This is a genomic window from Caldalkalibacillus thermarum, assembly GCF_014644735.1.
GTDB classification, from domain to species: Bacteria; Bacillota; Bacilli; order Caldalkalibacillales; family Caldalkalibacillaceae; genus Caldalkalibacillus; species Caldalkalibacillus thermarum.
This window is the reverse complement of the sequence record NZ_BMKZ01000002.1, coordinates 116,410-134,483: the sequence shown is the minus strand read 5'-3', so window position 1 is coordinate 134,483 and position 18,074 is coordinate 116,410. Positions and strand designations below refer to the sequence as shown.

19 protein-coding genes are annotated in these 18,074 nt (G+C 47.0%); all 19 read left to right on the top strand.

The window, feature by feature from the left end; translation table 11 throughout:
• Window positions 1–209: 209 nt before the first annotated feature.
• The gene (topA, locus tag IEW48_RS01760) at window positions 210–2,282 is read left to right on the top strand and encodes a type I DNA topoisomerase (RefSeq protein WP_188622328.1); all 2,073 of its coding nucleotides are present in this window, start codon (window positions 210–212) and stop codon (window positions 2,280–2,282) included.
• A 29-nt stretch (window positions 2,283–2,311) separates the two neighbouring features.
• Complete coding sequence (gene trmFO, locus IEW48_RS01755; protein WP_188622327.1) at window positions 2,312–3,625, top strand: FADH(2)-oxidizing methylenetetrahydrofolate--tRNA-(uracil(54)-C(5))-methyltransferase TrmFO; 1,314 nt, start codon at window positions 2,312–2,314, stop codon at window positions 3,623–3,625.
• Between the two features lie 82 nt (window positions 3,626–3,707).
• Window positions 3,708–4,589, top strand: a complete 882-nt coding sequence (gene xerC, locus IEW48_RS01750; RefSeq protein ID WP_371874796.1) for a tyrosine recombinase XerC — start codon at window positions 3,708–3,710, stop codon at window positions 4,587–4,589.
• Between the two features lie 65 nt (window positions 4,590–4,654).
• Window positions 4,655–5,200, top strand: a complete 546-nt coding sequence (gene hslV, locus IEW48_RS01745) for an ATP-dependent protease subunit HslV (RefSeq protein ID WP_188622325.1) — start codon at window positions 4,655–4,657, stop codon at window positions 5,198–5,200.
• Window positions 5,201–5,256: 56 nt separating this feature from the next.
• Entirely contained in the window at window positions 5,257–6,660 is a 1,404-nt protein-coding gene (gene hslU / locus IEW48_RS01740; RefSeq protein WP_188622324.1) for an ATP-dependent protease ATPase subunit HslU, read from the top strand.
• A gap of 21 nt (window positions 6,661–6,681) precedes the next feature.
• A complete protein-coding gene (codY, locus tag IEW48_RS01735) occupies window positions 6,682–7,458 on the top strand; it encodes a GTP-sensing pleiotropic transcriptional regulator CodY (protein ID WP_007505169.1) in 777 nt (258 codons plus the stop codon).
• A gap of 251 nt (window positions 7,459–7,709) precedes the next feature.
• The gene (gene flgB / locus IEW48_RS01730; RefSeq protein WP_188622323.1) at window positions 7,710–8,111 is read left to right on the top strand and encodes a flagellar basal body rod protein FlgB; all 402 of its coding nucleotides are present in this window, start codon (window positions 7,710–7,712) and stop codon (window positions 8,109–8,111) included.
• A 5-nt stretch (window positions 8,112–8,116) separates the two neighbouring features.
• Window positions 8,117–8,572, top strand: a complete 456-nt coding sequence (gene flgC / locus IEW48_RS01725) for a flagellar basal body rod protein FlgC (RefSeq protein WP_188622322.1) — start codon at window positions 8,117–8,119, stop codon at window positions 8,570–8,572.
• Between the two features lie 21 nt (window positions 8,573–8,593).
• Complete coding sequence (gene fliE / locus IEW48_RS01720; protein WP_007505165.1) at window positions 8,594–8,887, top strand: flagellar hook-basal body complex protein FliE; 294 nt, start codon at window positions 8,594–8,596, stop codon at window positions 8,885–8,887.
• A gap of 28 nt (window positions 8,888–8,915) precedes the next feature.
• Window positions 8,916–10,472, top strand: a complete 1,557-nt coding sequence (gene fliF / locus IEW48_RS01715; protein ID WP_188622321.1) for a flagellar basal-body MS-ring/collar protein FliF — start codon at window positions 8,916–8,918, stop codon at window positions 10,470–10,472.
• Between the two features lie 15 nt (window positions 10,473–10,487).
• Window positions 10,488–11,498 carry a flagellar motor switch protein FliG gene (fliG, locus tag IEW48_RS01710; protein WP_007505161.1) on the top strand — a complete coding sequence of 337 codons (1,011 nt, stop codon included), beginning with the start codon at window positions 10,488–10,490 and terminating at the stop codon, window positions 11,496–11,498.
• The gene (locus IEW48_RS01705) at window positions 11,491–12,291 is read left to right on the top strand and encodes a FliH/SctL family protein (protein ID WP_188622320.1); all 801 of its coding nucleotides are present in this window, start codon (window positions 11,491–11,493) and stop codon (window positions 12,289–12,291) included. The genes fliG and IEW48_RS01705 overlap by 8 nt, the downstream gene beginning before the upstream one ends.
• Window positions 12,275–13,609: a flagellar protein export ATPase FliI gene (gene fliI / locus IEW48_RS01700; RefSeq protein WP_371874791.1), complete on the top strand. Its 1,335-nt coding sequence runs from the start codon at window positions 12,275–12,277 to the stop codon at window positions 13,607–13,609. Before IEW48_RS01705 ends, fliI begins: the two co-directional genes overlap by 17 nt.
• Window positions 13,596–14,066 carry a flagellar export protein FliJ gene (gene fliJ / locus IEW48_RS01695; protein WP_188622318.1) on the top strand — a complete coding sequence of 157 codons (471 nt, stop codon included), beginning with the start codon at window positions 13,596–13,598 and terminating at the stop codon, window positions 14,064–14,066. Before fliI ends, fliJ begins: the two co-directional genes overlap by 14 nt.
• Window positions 14,056–14,916, top strand: a complete 861-nt coding sequence (locus IEW48_RS01690; protein ID WP_188622317.1) for a magnesium transporter MgtE N-terminal domain-containing protein — start codon at window positions 14,056–14,058, stop codon at window positions 14,914–14,916. The genes fliJ and IEW48_RS01690 overlap by 11 nt, the downstream gene beginning before the upstream one ends.
• Before the next feature lie 43 nt (window positions 14,917–14,959).
• Window positions 14,960–16,369, top strand: a complete 1,410-nt coding sequence (locus IEW48_RS01685; RefSeq protein ID WP_229703904.1) for a flagellar hook-length control protein FliK — start codon at window positions 14,960–14,962, stop codon at window positions 16,367–16,369.
• Between the two features lie 33 nt (window positions 16,370–16,402).
• Window positions 16,403–16,846 (top strand): flagellar hook assembly protein FlgD, encoded by a 444-nt coding sequence (flgD, locus tag IEW48_RS01680; RefSeq protein ID WP_229703901.1) that lies wholly within the window; start codon window positions 16,403–16,405, stop codon window positions 16,844–16,846.
• Window positions 16,847–16,926: 80 nt separating this feature from the next.
• The gene (locus IEW48_RS01675; RefSeq protein ID WP_188622315.1) at window positions 16,927–17,754 is read left to right on the top strand and encodes a flagellar hook-basal body complex protein; all 828 of its coding nucleotides are present in this window, start codon (window positions 16,927–16,929) and stop codon (window positions 17,752–17,754) included.
• A 63-nt stretch (window positions 17,755–17,817) separates the two neighbouring features.
• The gene (locus IEW48_RS01670) at window positions 17,818–18,060 is read left to right on the top strand and encodes a flagellar FlbD family protein (protein WP_188622314.1); all 243 of its coding nucleotides are present in this window, start codon (window positions 17,818–17,820) and stop codon (window positions 18,058–18,060) included.
• Window positions 18,061–18,074: the final 14 nt, after the last annotated feature.

The following is an 18,074-nucleotide window of genomic DNA, read 5'->3' as shown; positions in this document are numbered from 1 at the left end:
TGAAGGGATTGGTTGGTTTTTAAAACAGGATAAGAAATGACCAAGAGAGTACCCTCAAACAATGAATCCGCTTACATCCATGATGGGGATAAAAAACTCTGCCCGGAAATACTTGACTCACACAGGGCTGTAGGAATGGTTTGACAAAAAGAAGGGAATTGTTTCATAATGATAAAAGTTTGAGTTCATCTAAAGGGGGAGGACACTTGATGCCTGAGGCGCTCGTAATCGTCGAGTCTCCCGCTAAAGCGAAAACAATAGGTAAATACCTGGGAAAAAAATACCTTGTTAAAGCTTCTATGGGACATGTTCGTGATTTACCCAAAAGTCAAATGGGTGTCGATATTGATAACGGTTTTAGCCCTAAATACATTACGATCAGGGGAAAAGGGAAGATATTGAAGGAACTTAGAGATGCGGCCAAAAAAGTAAAGCATGTTTACCTTGCTGCCGACCCTGATCGTGAAGGGGAAGCCATTGCCTGGCACCTAGCCCACAGCCTTGATATAGATGCTCAATCCCACTGCCGGGTTGTCTTTAATGAAATCACCAAACAAGCCATTAAGGAAGCATTTAAGCATCCGCGCAGCATTAATATGGATCTTGTTTATGCCCAACAGGCCCGGCGCATACTCGACCGCCTGGTGGGTTATAATATCAGCCCCTTGTTGTGGAAAAAAGTGAAAAAAGGGCTTAGCGCTGGCCGTGTGCAGTCTGTTGCTGTTAAATTGATCATTGATCGTGAGAATGAGATCAAAGCATTTAAACCGGAAGAATACTGGAGCATTACCGCGTACTTAAGCAAGGATGGCCAGGAGTTTGAAGCCAAGTTTTACGGTCTTGACGGCCAAAAGCAGGATTTGAAAGCGGAAGATGAGGTCAATGTCATCCTGGAGAAAATCAAGGGACATCCTCTCGTCGTGAAGTCAGTTCAAAAGAGGGAGCGCAAGCGGAATCCTGTCAGCCCGTTCATCACTTCTACATTGCAGCAGGAAGCGGCGCGCAAGTTAAACTTTAAAGCGGCCAAAACCATGATGCTGGCCCAGCAGTTATATGAGGGAATTGACCTGGGAAAAGAAGGTTCAACCGGTCTAATTACCTATATGCGGACAGATTCCACCCGGGTGTCCAACGTGGCTAAAGAAGAGGCAGCCGAATTTATTAAGCAGCACTTTGGCCAGGAGTATGTGGGCAAGGGCAGCAGGCCGGAAAAACAAAAGCAAAAAGCCCAGGATGCCCATGAAGCGATCCGACCCACTTCTGTCATGCGTGATCCCCAATCGGTAAAAAAATATTTAACGCGGGATCAATACCGTCTGTACCGTTTAATTTGGGAACGATTTGTGGCCAGCCAGATGGCTCCGGCTGTTATGGATACGATGACCGTTGATCTTGAGGCAAATGGTGTCATCTTCCGCGCCACGGGATCAAAAATCAAGTTCCCCGGCTTTATGAAAGTCTACATCGAAGATAACGATGACGGCAAACAAGAAGAACACCGTTTCCTGCCGGAACTGAACGAAGGGGAGCATCTGGAAGCGAAGCAAATTGAACCAAAGCAGCACTTTACCCAGCCCCCGCCCCGTTATACCGAGGCCAGACTGGTCAAAGAATTGGAAGAGAAAGGCATCGGCCGCCCTTCTACTTATGCACCGACACTGGAAACCATCCAGAAACGAGGCTATGTGACCCTGGAAGATCGCCGGTTTGTTCCGACCGAGTTAGGGGAAATCGTGATTGAACTCATGGAACAGTTCTTTCCTGAGATCCTGGATGTGGGCTTTACAGCCGAAATGGAGCGGCATCTGGATGAGATTGAGGAAGGAAAAGAAAACTGGCAAAAAATCTTGAATGATTTTTACACCGAGTTTGAAAAAAGACTGCAAGTGGCCGATGAAAAAATGAAAAATGTGGAAATTGAGGATGAAGTCGCTGATGAAGTGTGTGAAAAATGCGGCCGTCACATGGTATATAAATTTGGGCGGTACGGTAAATTTTTAGCTTGCTCCGGTTTTCCAGACTGCCGTAATACAAAACCGATTGTCAAGGATACCGGGGTTCAATGTCCCAAATGTAAACAGGGACAAATTGTGGAAAGGAAAAGTAAAAGAAACCGAATCTTTTATGGCTGCAATGAATATCCCCATTGCGAATTTGTATCTTGGGATAAACCTTTGCCCCGTCCCTGTCCCAAATGTAATGGTCTTTTGGTTGAAAAACAAACAAAAAAACAAATCACAGTAAAATGTACCCAATGTGACTATAAAGAAACTTCACACTAAATAGCATTGCCAACAGGAGGGATGGATAGATGACACAGCCTCGCATCACGGTCATCGGGGCGGGATTGGCCGGCAGTGAAGCAGCCTGGCAAATTGCCAATAGGGGCATTCACGTGGATTTATATGAAATGCGGCCTGTTAAAATGACCCCTGCCCACCGCTCGGACCGTTTTGCTGAACTCGTTTGTAGTAATTCATTACGGGCTAAAAGTTTAACGAATGCCGTCGGTATCTTGAAAGAAGAGATGCGCCGTTTGGATTCTATCATTATCCATTCTGCTGATCAGTGTTCCGTCCCGGCCGGAGGTGCCTTGGCTGTTGACCGTGAAGAGTTTGCCGGTCGTGTGACCAAAGCCATTGAAGAACATCCCAACATTATAGTTCACCGGCAGGAGATCACTTCCCTCCCGGACGGAATCACTGTGGTGGCAACGGGACCGTTAACTTCTGATGCACTCTCTGCTGAGCTGAAACGTCTCACAGGAGAGGAGTACCTGTACTTTTATGATGCCGCTGCCCCAATTGTGGAAAAAGACAGCATAAACATGGACAAAGTTTTTATCGCCTCCCGTTATGGTAAAGGAGAGGCGGCTTACATCAATTGCCCCATGACTGAGGCTGAGTTTGACCGGTTTTATGAGGCGCTTATTTCAGCCGAATCTGTACCGCTGAAGGAATTTGAAAAAGAGATTTATTTTGAGGGATGTATGCCCATTGAGGTGATGGCTAAACGGGGCAAGAAAACGATATTGTTTGGTCCAATGAAGCCCGTGGGGCTTGTTGATCCCCGTACTGGGAAGCAGCCGTATGCAGTGGTGCAATTACGGCAGGACAACAGCGCCGGTACATTGTATAATATTGTCGGATTTCAGACACACCTCAAATGGGGAGACCAGAAGCGGGTTATCCAGTTGATCCCTGGTCTTGAAAATGCTGAAATTGTGCGTTATGGCGTGATGCACCGCAACACCTTTATTAACTCACCTAAGTTGCTTAAGCCGACGTATCAGTATAAAGACAGGGACAACCTGTTCTTTGCCGGCCAAATGACTGGCGTTGAGGGCTATGTAGAATCAGCTGCCAGCGGACTGGTGGCAGGTATTAATGCCAGCCGGCTTGCTAAAGGGGAGGAGCCCCTTGTATTTCCTCGAGAAACAGCGATTGGCAGCTTGGCCCATTATATTACCACGGCCGACCCTGCTCACTTTCAGCCGATGAATGCTAATTTTGGCCTGTTCCCCCCGTTGCCCCAAAAAGTAAAAAATAAAAAAGAACGCCAAGAGCAACAGGCTAAACGGGCATTGGGTGCAATTCAGAATCTTTTACAAAATTGTCACATTTAAATATTGCTTTTTCGCTGATAAATATGCTAATATAATGATGCTTGCCGCGAGCGAGGTGGTGGGCTTGGCCGCAACCGAAACCATGCTACAGGCATTTGTAGATTATTTACAATTAGAAAAGAATGCGTCTCCCTATACGCTGCGCTACTACGTTCAAGATATTGAAGATTTCACACGATTTCTCAAGCAGCATGGCGTTTCGAACTATGCTGCTGTTTCTTATGTACATATCCGAAAATATCTGAGCCTTCTTCATGACAAAGCCTACGCGAGGCGCACGGTTTCTCGGAAGCTTTCCAGTTTGCGAAGTTTCTTCCGCTTTTTAGAAAGAGAGGGTTATGTTGCGGTTAATCCGGTTAAAATGGTATCAACGCCAAAGCTGGAAAAGAAATTACCGCAATTTTTTTTCTGTGCTGAAATGGAACAGTTGTTTCAGGCGGCCGACAGGTCATCGCCATTGGGACTCAGAAACCTAGCTATTTTGGAAACCTTGTACGCTACAGGGGTGCGGGTCAGTGAACTTGTAGGTCTTAATGTGGATGACCTTGATTTTGAACTGGGGGTTGTGCTTGTCTATGGGAAAGGGGCCAAAGAGAGATATGTTCCCCTTGGACATTACGCACAAGAGGCGTTGGAAAACTACCTCCGGGAAGGGCGTCCTTTATTAGAGCGACATCCAAAGGAGCCAGCTTTATTTTTAAACTGCCGGGGGAGACGTTTGACTGACCGTAGTGTCAGACGCATTTTAAACCAGCTGATCGAGAACACATCGTTAACTCAGAAAATCACTCCCCACAAGCTGCGTCATACGTTTGCCACCCATTTGCTGGAAGGTGGTGCTGACCTGAGATCGGTACAGGAATTGCTCGGACACGTTCAGATCTCCTCCACACAAATCTATACACACGTGTCGAATGAACATCTAAGGGCCGTCTACCATAAGGCTCATCCCCGGTCAAAATAAAGCACATGCTGCCAAGCCAGCATGGCAGCTGGTCTCAAAGGGGAATCAATGAGGAGGGGAAACAATTGGGTTCAGACTTGCACGCCACAACCATATTTGCCATACACCATCATGGAGAAGGTGCCATGACAGGTGATGGACAAGTTACTTTCGCTAATGCCATGGTCATGAAACACTCGGCCCGCAAGGTGAGGCGGTTATATAAAGGGCAAGTGGTAGCCGGGTTTGCCGGTTCAGTTGCAGATGCAATGACCTTGTTCGAAATGTTTGAAGGAAAGTTAGAAGAGTTTAATGGAAACTTGCAGCGGGCTGCAGTTGAACTGGCTAAGGCCTGGCGGCAAGATAAATTTTTGCGCCGCCTGGAAGCGATGATGATTGTCATGGATAAGGACAGTTTATTACTTATTTCCGGTAATGGAGAAGTGATCGAGCCCGACGATGGCATGTTGGCTATTGGATCAGGCGGTGCTTATGCATTGGCTGCTGGAAAAGCCTTGAAAAGGCATGCCTCCCATTTAACTGCCAAAGATATCGCTGAAACAGCGTTAAAAATTGCTGGAGAGATATGTGTTTATACAAACCAAAACCTGGTAACTGAAGTGGTTAAATGAGAGGTGTGCTTGGACAATCCGATGATTAAACCATAAGTGAATGTGGAGGTTCTAAATTGGATAAAAAGGCATTAACACCCCGTCAGATTGTGGAAGAGCTTGACCGATATATCGTCGGCCAACAGCAGGCGAAGAAAGCAGTCGCCATTGCCCTTAGAAACCGTTATCGCCGCAGCTTGTTGCCTGCCCACATGCAGGATGAAATCGTCCCCAAAAATATTTTAATGATTGGCCCCACAGGTGTTGGTAAAACAGAAATTGCCCGGCGGTTGGCCAAACTGGTCAATGCCCCCTTTGTCAAAGTGGAGGCCACCAAATTTACAGAAGTGGGTTATGTCGGGCGTGATGTAGAATCTATGGTCCGAGATTTAGTTGAAACATCGATTCGTATGGTGAAGCAAGAAAAAATAGAAAGTGTTAAGGACCGCGCCGAGCAATTAGCAAATCAAAAGCTTGTGGAACTTTTGGTTCCCGGACGCAAGCAAAAGCGAGGCGTTAAAAATCCTCTGGAAATGTTCTTCGGTGGCGCAGATGATGAACAAAACCAGGATACAAGCCAACATCAGGAAGAGCAGCTTCTGGCCCAAAAGCGCAAGCAGGTGGCCCATCAACTCGCTTTAGGTGAGCTTGAAGACCGGATGGTTGAAATCGAAGTGGAAGACCAAACACCCAATATGTTTGAAATTATTTCTGGACAGGGCGTGGAGCAGATGGGCATCAACATGCAAGATTTGTTCGGTCATTTGATGCCCAAGCGAACCAAAAAACGCAAAGTCCCTGTGTCAGAAGCCCGCAGGATATTGACCCAAATGGAAGCTAACAAATTGATCGATATGGATGAGGTGCAACAAGAGGCGATCAAGCGGGCTGAGCAGTCCGGGATTATTTTCATTGATGAAATTGATAAAATCGCTGGTAAACAAGGGACTCAGTCACCGGACGTTTCCAGGGAAGGTGTGCAGCGAGATATTCTTCCCATTGTGGAAGGCTCAACCGTGATGACCAAATACGGGCCTGTTAAAACAGATTATATCTTGTTTATTGCCGCTGGTGCCTTTCATATGGCTAAACCGTCAGATTTGATACCCGAATTGCAGGGGCGTTTCCCCATTCGGGTTGAATTAACTGACTTAGCTGTAGAAGATTTTGTCAGAATCTTAACCGAGCCTGAAAATGCATTAATTAAACAATATACAGCACTTTTGGAGACTGAAGGTATAAAAGTGGAATTTTCTGACGATGCTATTTATGAATTGGCAAAAATTGCTGCACAAGTCAACCAGAACACGGACAATATAGGGGCCCGGCGGTTGCATACGATCATGGAAAAGCTTCTGGAAGATCTCTCCTTTGAAGCGCCAGACATTCATTTGGAGAAAATCGAGATCACACCAGAATATGTGCGTGAAAAATTGAACAGCATTGCCAAAGATAAGGACTTGTCTCAGTATATTCTATAATGATGAAGGAGGAATTAAAAAATGGATTTATTAACAAAAACAAGAAGGATTAACTCAATGCTCCAAAGAGTTGCAGGACCTGTCAACTTTAGAGAGATGGCCGATGTATTATGTGAAGTGATTGGAGCTAATGTATTTGTTGTGAGCCGCAAAGGGAAACTGCTCGGTTACGCCATTGCCCAAGAGATTGAAAATGAGCGCATGAAACAAATGCTGGAAGAGCGCAAATTTCCGGCTGAATACTCCGAAGGGTTGCTTAAAATCCAAGAAACATCCGCCAACCTGGATATTAATAGCCCATACACTGCATTCCCTGTGGAGATGAAGGATGTTTTTAAAGATGCACTAACCACAGTCGTTCCCATCGTAGGCGGCGGTGAACGGCTTGGAACCCTTGTGTTGGGGCGTGTGAATGAACGTTTTGAAGATGATGATCTTATTTTGGCAGAATATGGTGCCACCGTTGTTGGCATGGAAATCCTGCATGAACGTTCTGAAGAAATCGAGCAGGAAGCCCGCAGCAAGGCTATTGTACAGATGGCGATCAGTTCCCTGTCTTACAGTGAACTTGAAGCTGTAGAACATATTTTTGAAGAGTTGGATGGGAAAGAAGGATTACTCGTTGCCAGCAAGGTTGCTGACAGAGTTGGCATTACACGTTCTGTCATTGTGAATGCCTTGCGCAAACTGGAAAGCGCAGGGGTTATCGAGTCCCGCTCTTTGGGAATGAAAGGAACATATATTAAAGTTTTAAACGAAAAGCTGCTGGATGAACTTGAGAAAATCAAAAACTCCTAATCTGAGCCGATTGAACCAAAAAAAGCCCGATCTTTTGAAGATCGGGCTTTTTTCGTGATCAACAGGTTATAGATTCTTACATTTTATACCTGCCACATTAATCGACAACAAATCACTTTTTTTGCATGGTACCTTAGTATCATTTTTTATTTTCAAAAAGGATTTCTAGGAATTTTGTCGAATAAGTGATGATGTGATTGTTAAACTTTGTCAAAATATGAAAAAGTACCGGGAAGGATGGAGGACGTCTCATGCTACTATTTTCCCCCACCTTTGGTCTCGTTGAAAAAGCCCTTGATGCCTCTGCCTTAAGACATAAAGCACTGGCCAGCAACATTGCCAATGTGGACACGCCCTTTTATAAACGGCGAGATGTGTCTTTTGAGGCAGAATTACAGAGGGCTGTTCGTCGAGGTCAAACATTGTCTGCTTACCGGACTGATCCCCGGCATATTCCATTTAAACATCAAACATTAGCTGAACCCCAGATCGTGATTGATCGCCATACCACGTACAATCATAACGGCAACAACGTGGATCTGGATGTTGAGATGGCTGAGCTGGCCAAAAATCAGATTAAATATCATGCCTTGGTCGACAGAGCCAACGGTCATTTCAAGAAGTTAAAAACTGTGATCAATGAGGGGAGATAGATAAGATGGGGTTGTTTCATGGACTGAACATCAGCGCCTCGGCGCTGACAGCCAACCGTCTCAGAATGGATGTTGTATCATCCAATATTGCCAATGCCCAGACAACACGGGCCCAGTTGGTCAACGGCCAATGGCAGCCCTACAGACGAAAGTTGGTAGAGCTTGGTTCCCTAGCCCAGGGATCTTTCCAGAGGGTGTTTAATAGACAGCTGGCCAGCGCCAAGGGCGCCACTGGAGGAGTGGCTGTAACAGCTATTCGTGAGGATCCAACCCCCTTTAAACTGGTTTATGACCCTGATCATCCTGATGCCAATCAAGACGGATATGTTCAGCTGCCCAATGTAGATATTGTCAAAGAGATGGTTGACCTGATGACAGCGAGCCGGGCTTATGAAGCTAACGTGACCACTTTTAACGCGGCTAAGCAAATGTATATGAAAGCCATGGAAATAGGCAAATAACACAATAGGAGGTACAACCGGATGAATGGGATCGAAAGCGTTGGTTTTGCACCAGGGACAACTGCAGCTCCACTTCATGGGCAAGCGAAGCGGGCGAGCGGCTTCAAAGAAGTGTTGAAAGCAGCCCTTCGTGAAGTGAACCGTTCTCAGCATGAGGCTGGTCAATTAACTCAAAAACTGGTGACCGGGGAAGTGGAGGATTTACATACCGTTTTGATTGCTGCTGAAAAAGCGAACGTCCAACTTCAATTGGCCATCCAAGTCCGCAATAAGGTGGTAGAGGCTTACCAAGAAGTGATGAGAATGCAAATGTAGATTGTTGATGTATAGGATGAGGTGAATCATGAAGGAAAAAATCCAACACTATAAGGACCAGTTTATCGAAACATGGAAATCATTAACAAATAAGCAAAAATGGCTGGTCATTGGCTCGTTCGTATTCATCAGCCTTGCATTAGCCCTGTTGATCTATTGGGCATCACGCCCCCAATTTGTGCCAATCTATACCAATCTTTCACCCGTTGAGGCGGGAGAGATTATGGAAGCGATTGAATCACGGGGGATTCCGGCGCAGTTGTCCCAAGATGGACGAACCATCAGCGTGCCCAAATCGGAAGCAAGCCGCTTGAAAGTGGAGCTGGCTCATGCCGGAATACCCCGCAGCGGCAATATCAACTACAGTATATTCAGTGAAAACATGGGTTGGGGGACAACGGACCGGCAGCTAGATGTGGTTGAGCGCGATGCGATGCAAAATGAACTGCGTTACCTGATTGAGCAGATTGAGGGGATTGAACAGGCCAAAGTCATGATCACCTTGCCAAAAGAGAGTGTTTGGCTGTCTGATGAAGAACAAACGGCAACCGCTTCGGTGGTGGTGCACACCCGTCCTGGCCTCAACTTGGGGCAATCCCAAATTAATGGCTTGTATCATTTGATTTCTAAGAGCGTCCCACATTTGCCGCCGGAGAACATCGTGATTATGAATCAGAACATGGAGCCTTTGGAACTAAGGGATGAGGATGAAACAGGCAACCATCTTGCCCTTCACCAACAACACAGGCGGATCAAACGGGACATCGAGCAAGACATTCAGCGTGAACTCCAGCTGATGCTCGGCCGTATTTTCGGCATGGAAAATGTGATCGTCTCTGTTTTTGCCAATGTGGATTTTTCTAAAGAAAGCAGAGAAGAACAGTTGGTTGAGCCGGTGGTTGATGACAATGGCCTTGCCATCAGCATTGAACGGATTGAGGAAATATTTCAGGGACAAGGTGATCCGCCTGGTGGCATTGCTGGTACCGGAGAAACGGATGTGACAGGTTACCAAGGTACACTGGCCAATGGAGATTCAGAATACGAACGGATTGAAGAGCGGATTAATCAGGAAGTAAACCGGATTTACCGTCAGATTGAATCAAGTCCTTACCAGATTACGGATTTGTCAATCAATGTTGGGCTTGATGAATCCATATATATGCCACAAACAGAGGAGGCTGTTCGGGAGCTGCTTACGTCTGTCCTGCATACTTATGTTGATGCCGCTGAAACAGAACTGGATGAGGAACAGTTGGAGCAGCGGATTACCATTTTTGCCCAGCCATTTCAGGAACAGCCGCCTGTTGCAGATGAAACGGGTGTTGGGATTCGCAATTGGCTTGTTTATGTTCTTGCGGCAGCACTTGCTGCAGCCTTGGGAGGCCTCGCCTTCGTCGTTGTCCGCCAAAGAAGACAAGCCACAGAGGAGGAAGATGAACTGGAGATTCCAGAAGAAATTGAACCCGATCTCATATCTAAGGTGGATGAGCAACCCACTAAACGCTCACAGATTGAACAGTTGGCAAAAGAGCGTCCGGCAGAATTTGTCAAACTATTGAAATCATGGATGGCGGAAGATTAAGGAGGGGAAGCCACCATGCGCACGGTTAAAGGGTTGACGGGGAAACAGAAAGCGGCTGTGCTGCTTGTTTCCCTAGGACCGGATGTATCCGCCCAAGTATTTAAACACTTGAATGAGGATGAGATTGAACAATTGACGCTTGAGATTGCCAATGTGCGCAAAGTCGACAGTGAAACAAAAGAGGCCATCATTGAAGAGTTTCATCAACTTTGCCTGGCTCAAGATTATATTAGCCAAGGCGGTATCTCTTATGCCAAAGAGGTTTTGGAAAAAGCCCTTGGCCAGCAAAAAGCAGTCGAAATTATTAACCGCCTGACAGCTACGCTGCAAGTTCGCCCTTTTGACTTTGCCCGCAAGGCTGATCCCAATCAGATTTTAAACTTTATTCAAAACGAGCATCCCCAAACCATTGCCTTGGTGCTTTCCTATCTTGAACCTGCTCAAGCATCTCAAATATTGTCAGCTTTGCCAGGGGAGCTGCAGGCGGAAGTGGCCCGGCGCATTGCCCTTATGGAAAGCACATCTCCCGAAGTGATCAGCCAGGTTGAGTATATTCTAGAGCAAAAATTGTCCTCCACTCTGACACAGGATTATACAAAGGCAGGCGGAATTGAGTCTGTCGTTCAAATTTTAAACGGGGTGGACCGGGGTACGGAACGGACGATCTTAGATGAATTGGAAGTCAAGGACCCTGAGTTAGCAGAGGAAATTAAGAAACGTATGTTTGTCTTTGAAGATATTGTTAACCTCGATAACCGCTCCATTCAGAGGGTCATCCGGGATGTTGAAAACGATGATCTGCTGCTTGCCTTAAAGGTGGCCAGCGAAGAAGTGAAAGAAGTGATCTTCCGCAACATGTCTAAACGCATGGCTGAAACTTTCAAGGAAGAGATGGAGTTAATGGGGCCGGTTCGCTTAAAAGATGTGGAAGAGGCTCAAACACGGGTGGTGGCCACCATACGCCGTCTGGAAGAAGCCGGAGAAATTGTCATTGCCCGTGGAGGAGGGGACGACATCGTTGTCTAACTTGCTTAAATCGGCCTATCGAGCCGCAGAGGTGCGCAAACTTGGCAGCCAAGGGTTTTCTTCACGCCTGCAAACTAAAACCCAGACTGGCGAGTGTCATGAACTGGGAACCACGATACAGCAATTAATCCAGCAGAAAGAAATACTGTTGGAAGAGATTGACCAGCTTAAACAAGAACAAGAACAGCTCAAGAGGGAAGCGGATGATTTGAAAGCTGAGACACGGCGGGAGATTGAGGAATGGTGGAAGCAAAAAGAAAAAGAGCTGGAACAGTTGAAGGAGCAGGCCTATCGCGAAGGATACGAACAAGGCTTCCGGCAAGGCCAATCGAGTGCAGAACAACGGTATAAGGACAAAATTGAACAGGCGGAACACATTATTAACAAAGCCTATGCCCAAAGGGATGAAGTGTTAAAAAGTGCAGAACCTGACCTGTTAAAGCTCAGCGTAGCCATTGCCCAGAAAGTGATAGGCGAAGAGCTTCGGCAATCACCTGAAGCGGTTAAATCTTTTGTCCGGCAGGGATTGCAACGTGTGTTTGAGCGGGATGAGCTGATTCTCCATGTCCCTGCTGAACATTATCCCGCTTTCCTGCCTCACATGGACGAATGGTCCGCTTGTGTTGAGGGACAATTGAAACTAATTCCCGACAGTACGCTGACGGGTCAGCAATGTATTTTACATACCCCTCACGGCAGCTATGATTTAACTATTGATAAACAACTGGGAGAAATTAAAAAGCAACTGTTGGCCTTCTATGGGGAGCGAATGGCGCGTGATCCAGAACATTGAGGAGTATATCCAGCTGATTAACCGCACCGAAACAATTATCAGATACGGAAAAGTCTCCAAAGTCATCGGCTTAACCATTGAGTCAATTGGTCCCAATGCCCGATTAGGGGATGTATGTCTGATTTATCCTGGGCAAGGAAAGCCTCCAGTTAAAGCGGAGGTTGTCGGTTTTCGCGATCATCATGTCATCTTGATGCCCTTAGGTCCTATGGAGGAGATCGGCCCTGGCTGTCCAGTCATGGCCACTGGGGAGTCTTTGCAAATCAAAGTGGGCCACCAGCTGTTGGGACAAGTCCTAGACGGATTGGGACAGCCTCTGGCTGGAACAAAACTGCCGAATGGATTGGTTTGTTATTCAACCAACCAGTCTCCTCCCAACCCCCTCGAAAGACCGCCGATCAAGGAGCCTCTGTCAGTAGGCATCCGGGCCATCGACGGGTTATTAACAATAGGCAAAGGACAGCGGGTGGGTATCTTTGCAGGAAGTGGCGTAGGAAAGAGTACATTGATGGGGATGATCGCCCGCAACACAACCGCCGATGTCAATGTGATTGCTTTAATTGGGGAACGGGGACGGGAGGTTCGCGAATTTACTGAACGGGATTTAGGGCCTGAAGGTTGTAAAAGGAGTGTTTTAGTCGTTGCCACCTCTGATCAACCGGCCTTGCAGCGAATCAAAGGCGCGTTCACTGCAACAGCCATCGCTGAATATTTCCGGGATCAGGGTAAAGATGTGTTGCTCATGATGGATTCAGTTACCCGTTTTGCCATGGCCCAAAGGGAAGTGGGACTGGCCATCGGTGAGCCCCCCACGACCAAAGGTTATCCGCCCAGTGTTTTTGCCCTTTTACCCAAGTTGCTTGAACGTGCAGGCACATCAACCAAAGGATCAATCACTGCTTTTTATACGGTATTGGTTGATGGGGATGACCTTAACGATCCGATTGCTGATGCTGTACGCGGCATATTAGATGGACATATTGTCCTGGAACGGAAGCTGGCCCAAAAGGGACAGTTTCCAGCCATTGATGTGCTGGCCAGTGTGAGCCGTGTGATGAAAGAGATCATCAGCAAAGACCACCAAGAAGCTGCCCGTCAGTATGTGCACTTACTCAGCACTTATTATGAAGCGGAGGATTTAATTAACATTGGCGCTTACAAAAAGGGAACCAACCGGAATATTGATCAGGCTATCAGGATGTATCCGGCCATGATAGATTATTTGCAACAGGGGATTCATGAGCAAGCCCCGTTTGAAGAAAGCATTCACCAATTAATCGAGCAATTTGGAAAGGAGACGGCTCATGGCTCCGTATAAATTTGCCTGGCAAAAACTTCTCGATTTAAATACCAGACAAAAAGATCAGGCGCAAATGCAATTAGTGGAGGCTATGGCTGAACAGCATAAACTGGAAGAGCGTTTAGAAAATACAAAAGCAGAAATAGAAATGCTGAATCAGCAGATGATTGACCGGCAGCAGAAAGGTACATCTGTCGCCAGTTTGCGCCAGCTAGCCGAATATGCCCACTATCTTCAGGCCAAATTGGTTCATGAACGAAAGACATTGTTGCTGGCCAAACGTCGCACCTCTCATACTCGGCAAACAGTCGTCCATTATATGACCGAAGAAAAAAAATGGCAGAAATTGAAACGGAAACACCTGCATGCCTGGATCAAGCAAGAACGCCGGAAAGAGCAGATGGCTACAGATGAAATTGCCGGACGGAGACACCGGGGCTATGTGGCGCTGGGGAGTGAACAGGATGAAAGATAATGAAAGTTCTTCGTTTGGCAAGTGGAAAAAGCTGACCGTGGTTTTTGCCGTTCTGTTGGTTCTGCCGTTGATCACCGCTGCCGTCGTATTCTTTATTGGTGGGGATCTTTTGGCCAAGGCCCAACAGATTCCCGTTGTGTCTATGATATTGCCTGATGCAGAGGAATGGAAGGCTAAGAAACGGGTTGAAGTACTAGAGAGACGCTTGGAGGAAGCCGAAGAGATCATCGAAGAACAGGAAACCATGTTGGAAATGTTAGAACAGCAATTGCTGGAAAAAGAAGAAGAAATAAGGGACTTATGGGAACAAAACGAAGAACTTGAAGCTGAATCTCAGGAGAAACGGCTTAGCCATGAGGAGCGGGAACAGAGGTTGTCTGATCTGGCACGTATCTATGCTGGGATGTCTGCTTCACGGGCGGCCTCCATTCTTGAGAATCTAACACTGACCGAGGCAGCTCTCATTTTGCAGCACATGAAAGAAGCTGAACAAGCGCGGATTCTGGCCCGCATGTCACCTCAGTTCGCTGCAGATTTATCAGTCGTCCTGAAAGATCTGGACCAGGTAGAGAACCCGGATATGGCTGCCTTGCAGGAACGCATCGTCCTGCTGATGGAGTCAGTTGAACAGGCTGAAAGCCGTATTTCTGTCCAGCGCATGGTCTCCACATTTGAGCAGATGGCTCCGGATCAAGCTGCGCGCATATTCACTGCAATGGAGGCAGAGGCAGCTGAGTTCCGTCTTGCTGCCACAATCATGGCCAACATGGGTGATGCCCAACGCTCTCTGATTCTGGAGAACATGGAGCCCGACATTGCCAAAACATATATCAGAGCCATAGCAGAGTAACTACGGGGTGTGCACGATTTGAAGGGAGGTGATAGTCGTGGATATGATGCCCTTTCTGGCCCTGCACCAGGGTTCGGACAGGAAGCTTATGAAGGGGATGGCAGGACAAGGGATGCACAAGAACGGCATAACCGTTTCAACAGCACTATCCTTCTCAGAGTTTGACGAGTTGTTTCGTGGACAGCTGCAAATAGATCGTTCCCTACTAGATCCACCATCAGCGGATGGATTGACGCCTATGGCTGGCCACTTAACAGAAGGGGAAGAAATGGATCCGGAAATAGACTTCGTCTCTATGAATCTGGAAAAAAGAGAAAATGAACTTTGGCTGGTGAACAACGATGAGCTTTTGCTGTTGGATGAGGGTCAGGAAGCAGATGACCAAAAGCCTGGAGCCCATAAATACACGGTCGTTCCTGTCTCAGCAGGTTCAAAAGGGGAGGAAGGGGATTCTCAGTTACAGGACAGTGCATTAAGTCCGATCAGGTCTGGAGTGATACCTGGTCATCCCACTTCTCATTCCCTTGACACCCTGCTGAAAGAGAAAGGATCCCAAACCATAAACCGGCCTCAAGGCGGGGGGAGCCAACACGCCCAAGGGGTGTTAGGCAGCACAACAGTGCAATTGAATGAACTGTCAGTTTCACAAACAAACTTTGAAGCTGCAGAAGCCGGCCTTCAGCCACGAGAAGGGCAGTTAACGAAAGAATGGAGTAAAGACAACGGTTTGAAAGCACCCTCCGGCGTACGTTTGGACGCACAGCTTACTCATAATAAAGGGCTGTTCCCAGAATTAGACCAGTTGCCAGGCACCCAGCCAAACGCTGGGGGACAGGCAAGGAACATGACTGTGGAATCTCCCCTAGGACAGCAAGAACGAGAACTGAACCAAACCAGCGAGGTTGCGTCAAAACCAGCAAATTTGAACCAAGCCCAAAACGCCAAATCTGCTAGTGAAAAAGAGTTTTCTCCCGCTGTTGTCCGTTATCAATCCCTGGTTTATGACTTGCAGCACATTTTGCGCCTGAAAGGGGCCAGGATGAAAGAAGGGGAGGTCACCCAATTAAGGGTGAAAATTCATCCTGAACACTTGGGAGCCTTGGACATTCGCCTTGTTTTCCAAAAGGGAAAAATGACAATCCAGCTGCTGGCAACCAACCGGTTTGCAGCAGAGGCACTGGACAGGCACTTGTATCAATTGCAAGCCGTTCTTGCTCAACAAGGCTTTCAGATTGAGCGCCTTGAGGTGACGCAACAACCTTTATCCCAGACGCTCCATGAAGATCAATACAGTCATGGCAACCAGCATCACGACAGTCAGGAATCCAATCAGGGACGAAGCAGGCAAACCGGAGACTCCGAGACAGTGTCAAACAAGAGCACTAAACCAGAATTGGGCTACAGAAGTGAGCTGCATCAAGAACATGGAAGTACTGTCGATTACATAGCTTGATAGCGTCTTCCAGGCAGAAAAGGAGGTAGCCAGGTGGAGAAAGCAACCGCCATCCAGTCCAAAACTGCACATCCCTATTATGCTCAGGTGCCTACTTTTGAAGAAAAAAATGAATTGGGCCGCGATGCATTTTTAAAAATTTTGGTTGCCCAATTGCGCTATCAGGATCCGTTAAATCCCATGGAAGACCGGGATTTTATAGCCCAGACCGCTCAGTTTAGCAGTTTGGAACAACTGTTGGCTCTCAATCAAATGATGAGACAGTTTACCACCTCTCAACTGGAGCAAACTTTAAGCCATCATGCCCATCTCATTGGTAAAAAAGTTTACTGGCAAACGGAGGATAGAGCCCAGGCAGAAAGCGGTGAAGGTTACGTCACGGCTGTTTTTCTCAAAAACGGAGAGCTGTTGGCCGAGTTGGATAACGGGCAGACCATTGCCATTAAAACGATTTATCGTTTGGAAGATCCCCGTTAAACTGACCCGCGTTTGTCTGGCTGTCAGATTGCGTTTAGTTCACCTCTGCACAAAATTCTAAATGAAAGGAGTCATATCACATGTTACGCTCCATGTATTCTGCGGTTTCAGGCATGAGAGGATTCCAAACCAAGCTGGATGTGATTGGAAACAACATTGCCAATGTCAATACCGTTGGCTTCAAAAAAAGCCGGGTCATGTTCCAGGATGTGCTTAGTCAAAATTTATCTGGTGCTACTGTTCCCCAACAGGGAACCCGCGGAGGTGTCAACCCCCGTCAAGTGGGGTTAGGAGTTCAAATTGGAGCCATTGATACCCTCCATACACCAGGATCGCCCATGACTACCGGGGTGCTGACCGACCTGGCCATTGCCGGGGACGGATTCTTTCTGGTGTCTCCGGATGGAAATCCAGATAATTTTTATCTAACCAGGGCAGGTAATTTTACTTTAGATGCAGAGGGTCAGTTGGTTACTGCTGATGGTTATTTTGTACTGGGGACAGACGGCGTTATTACTATACCTCAGGGTCAATATGTGGCCTATGACATAACGAGAAATGGAAGTATTGTTGGTTATGATCAAAATGGTAATGCTAATGTTCTTGCTAACCTCGAAATCGCATTCGTCAATAATCCTGGTGGATTGCGCAAAGTTGGCGGTTCACTCTATGAGATGACAGTTAACGCACACCCCAATGGACAGCCTGTAAGAGGTTCTCTAGATCAGTTGCGTGCTAACATAGGTTTAGTTAGTGAAATCTATTCCGGCATGCTGGAGATGTCCAATGTGGACCTGACCGAGGAATTTACGGAAATGATAGTAGCCCAGCGGGGGTTCCAGGCTAACTCTCGCATCATTACCACTTCCGATGAAATCTTGCAAGAGGTCGTTAACTTGAAACGTTAATGACATCCATTCCTTTTTGTAAGGGAGGCTGAACCAGGAGGCCTCCTCCTGGTTCTCACGACCATGATCAAATTGACGAAACTGAACAAACAGCCGTTTTATCTGAATGCGGTCTACGTGGAAAGGGTTGACTCCACGCCGGATACAGTGATCACGCTGATCAACGGCCGGAAAGTGATTGTGCTGGAATCAGTCGGGGAAGTGGTGAAGCTGATCACGGATTATTATTGTCAAGTAGGCATGTTGAGACAGATGGCCACAGACGTCTTACCTTCCGGCACCGGTGAAGACCAGTCTCAAGAATAGGTTAAAGGGAGGTC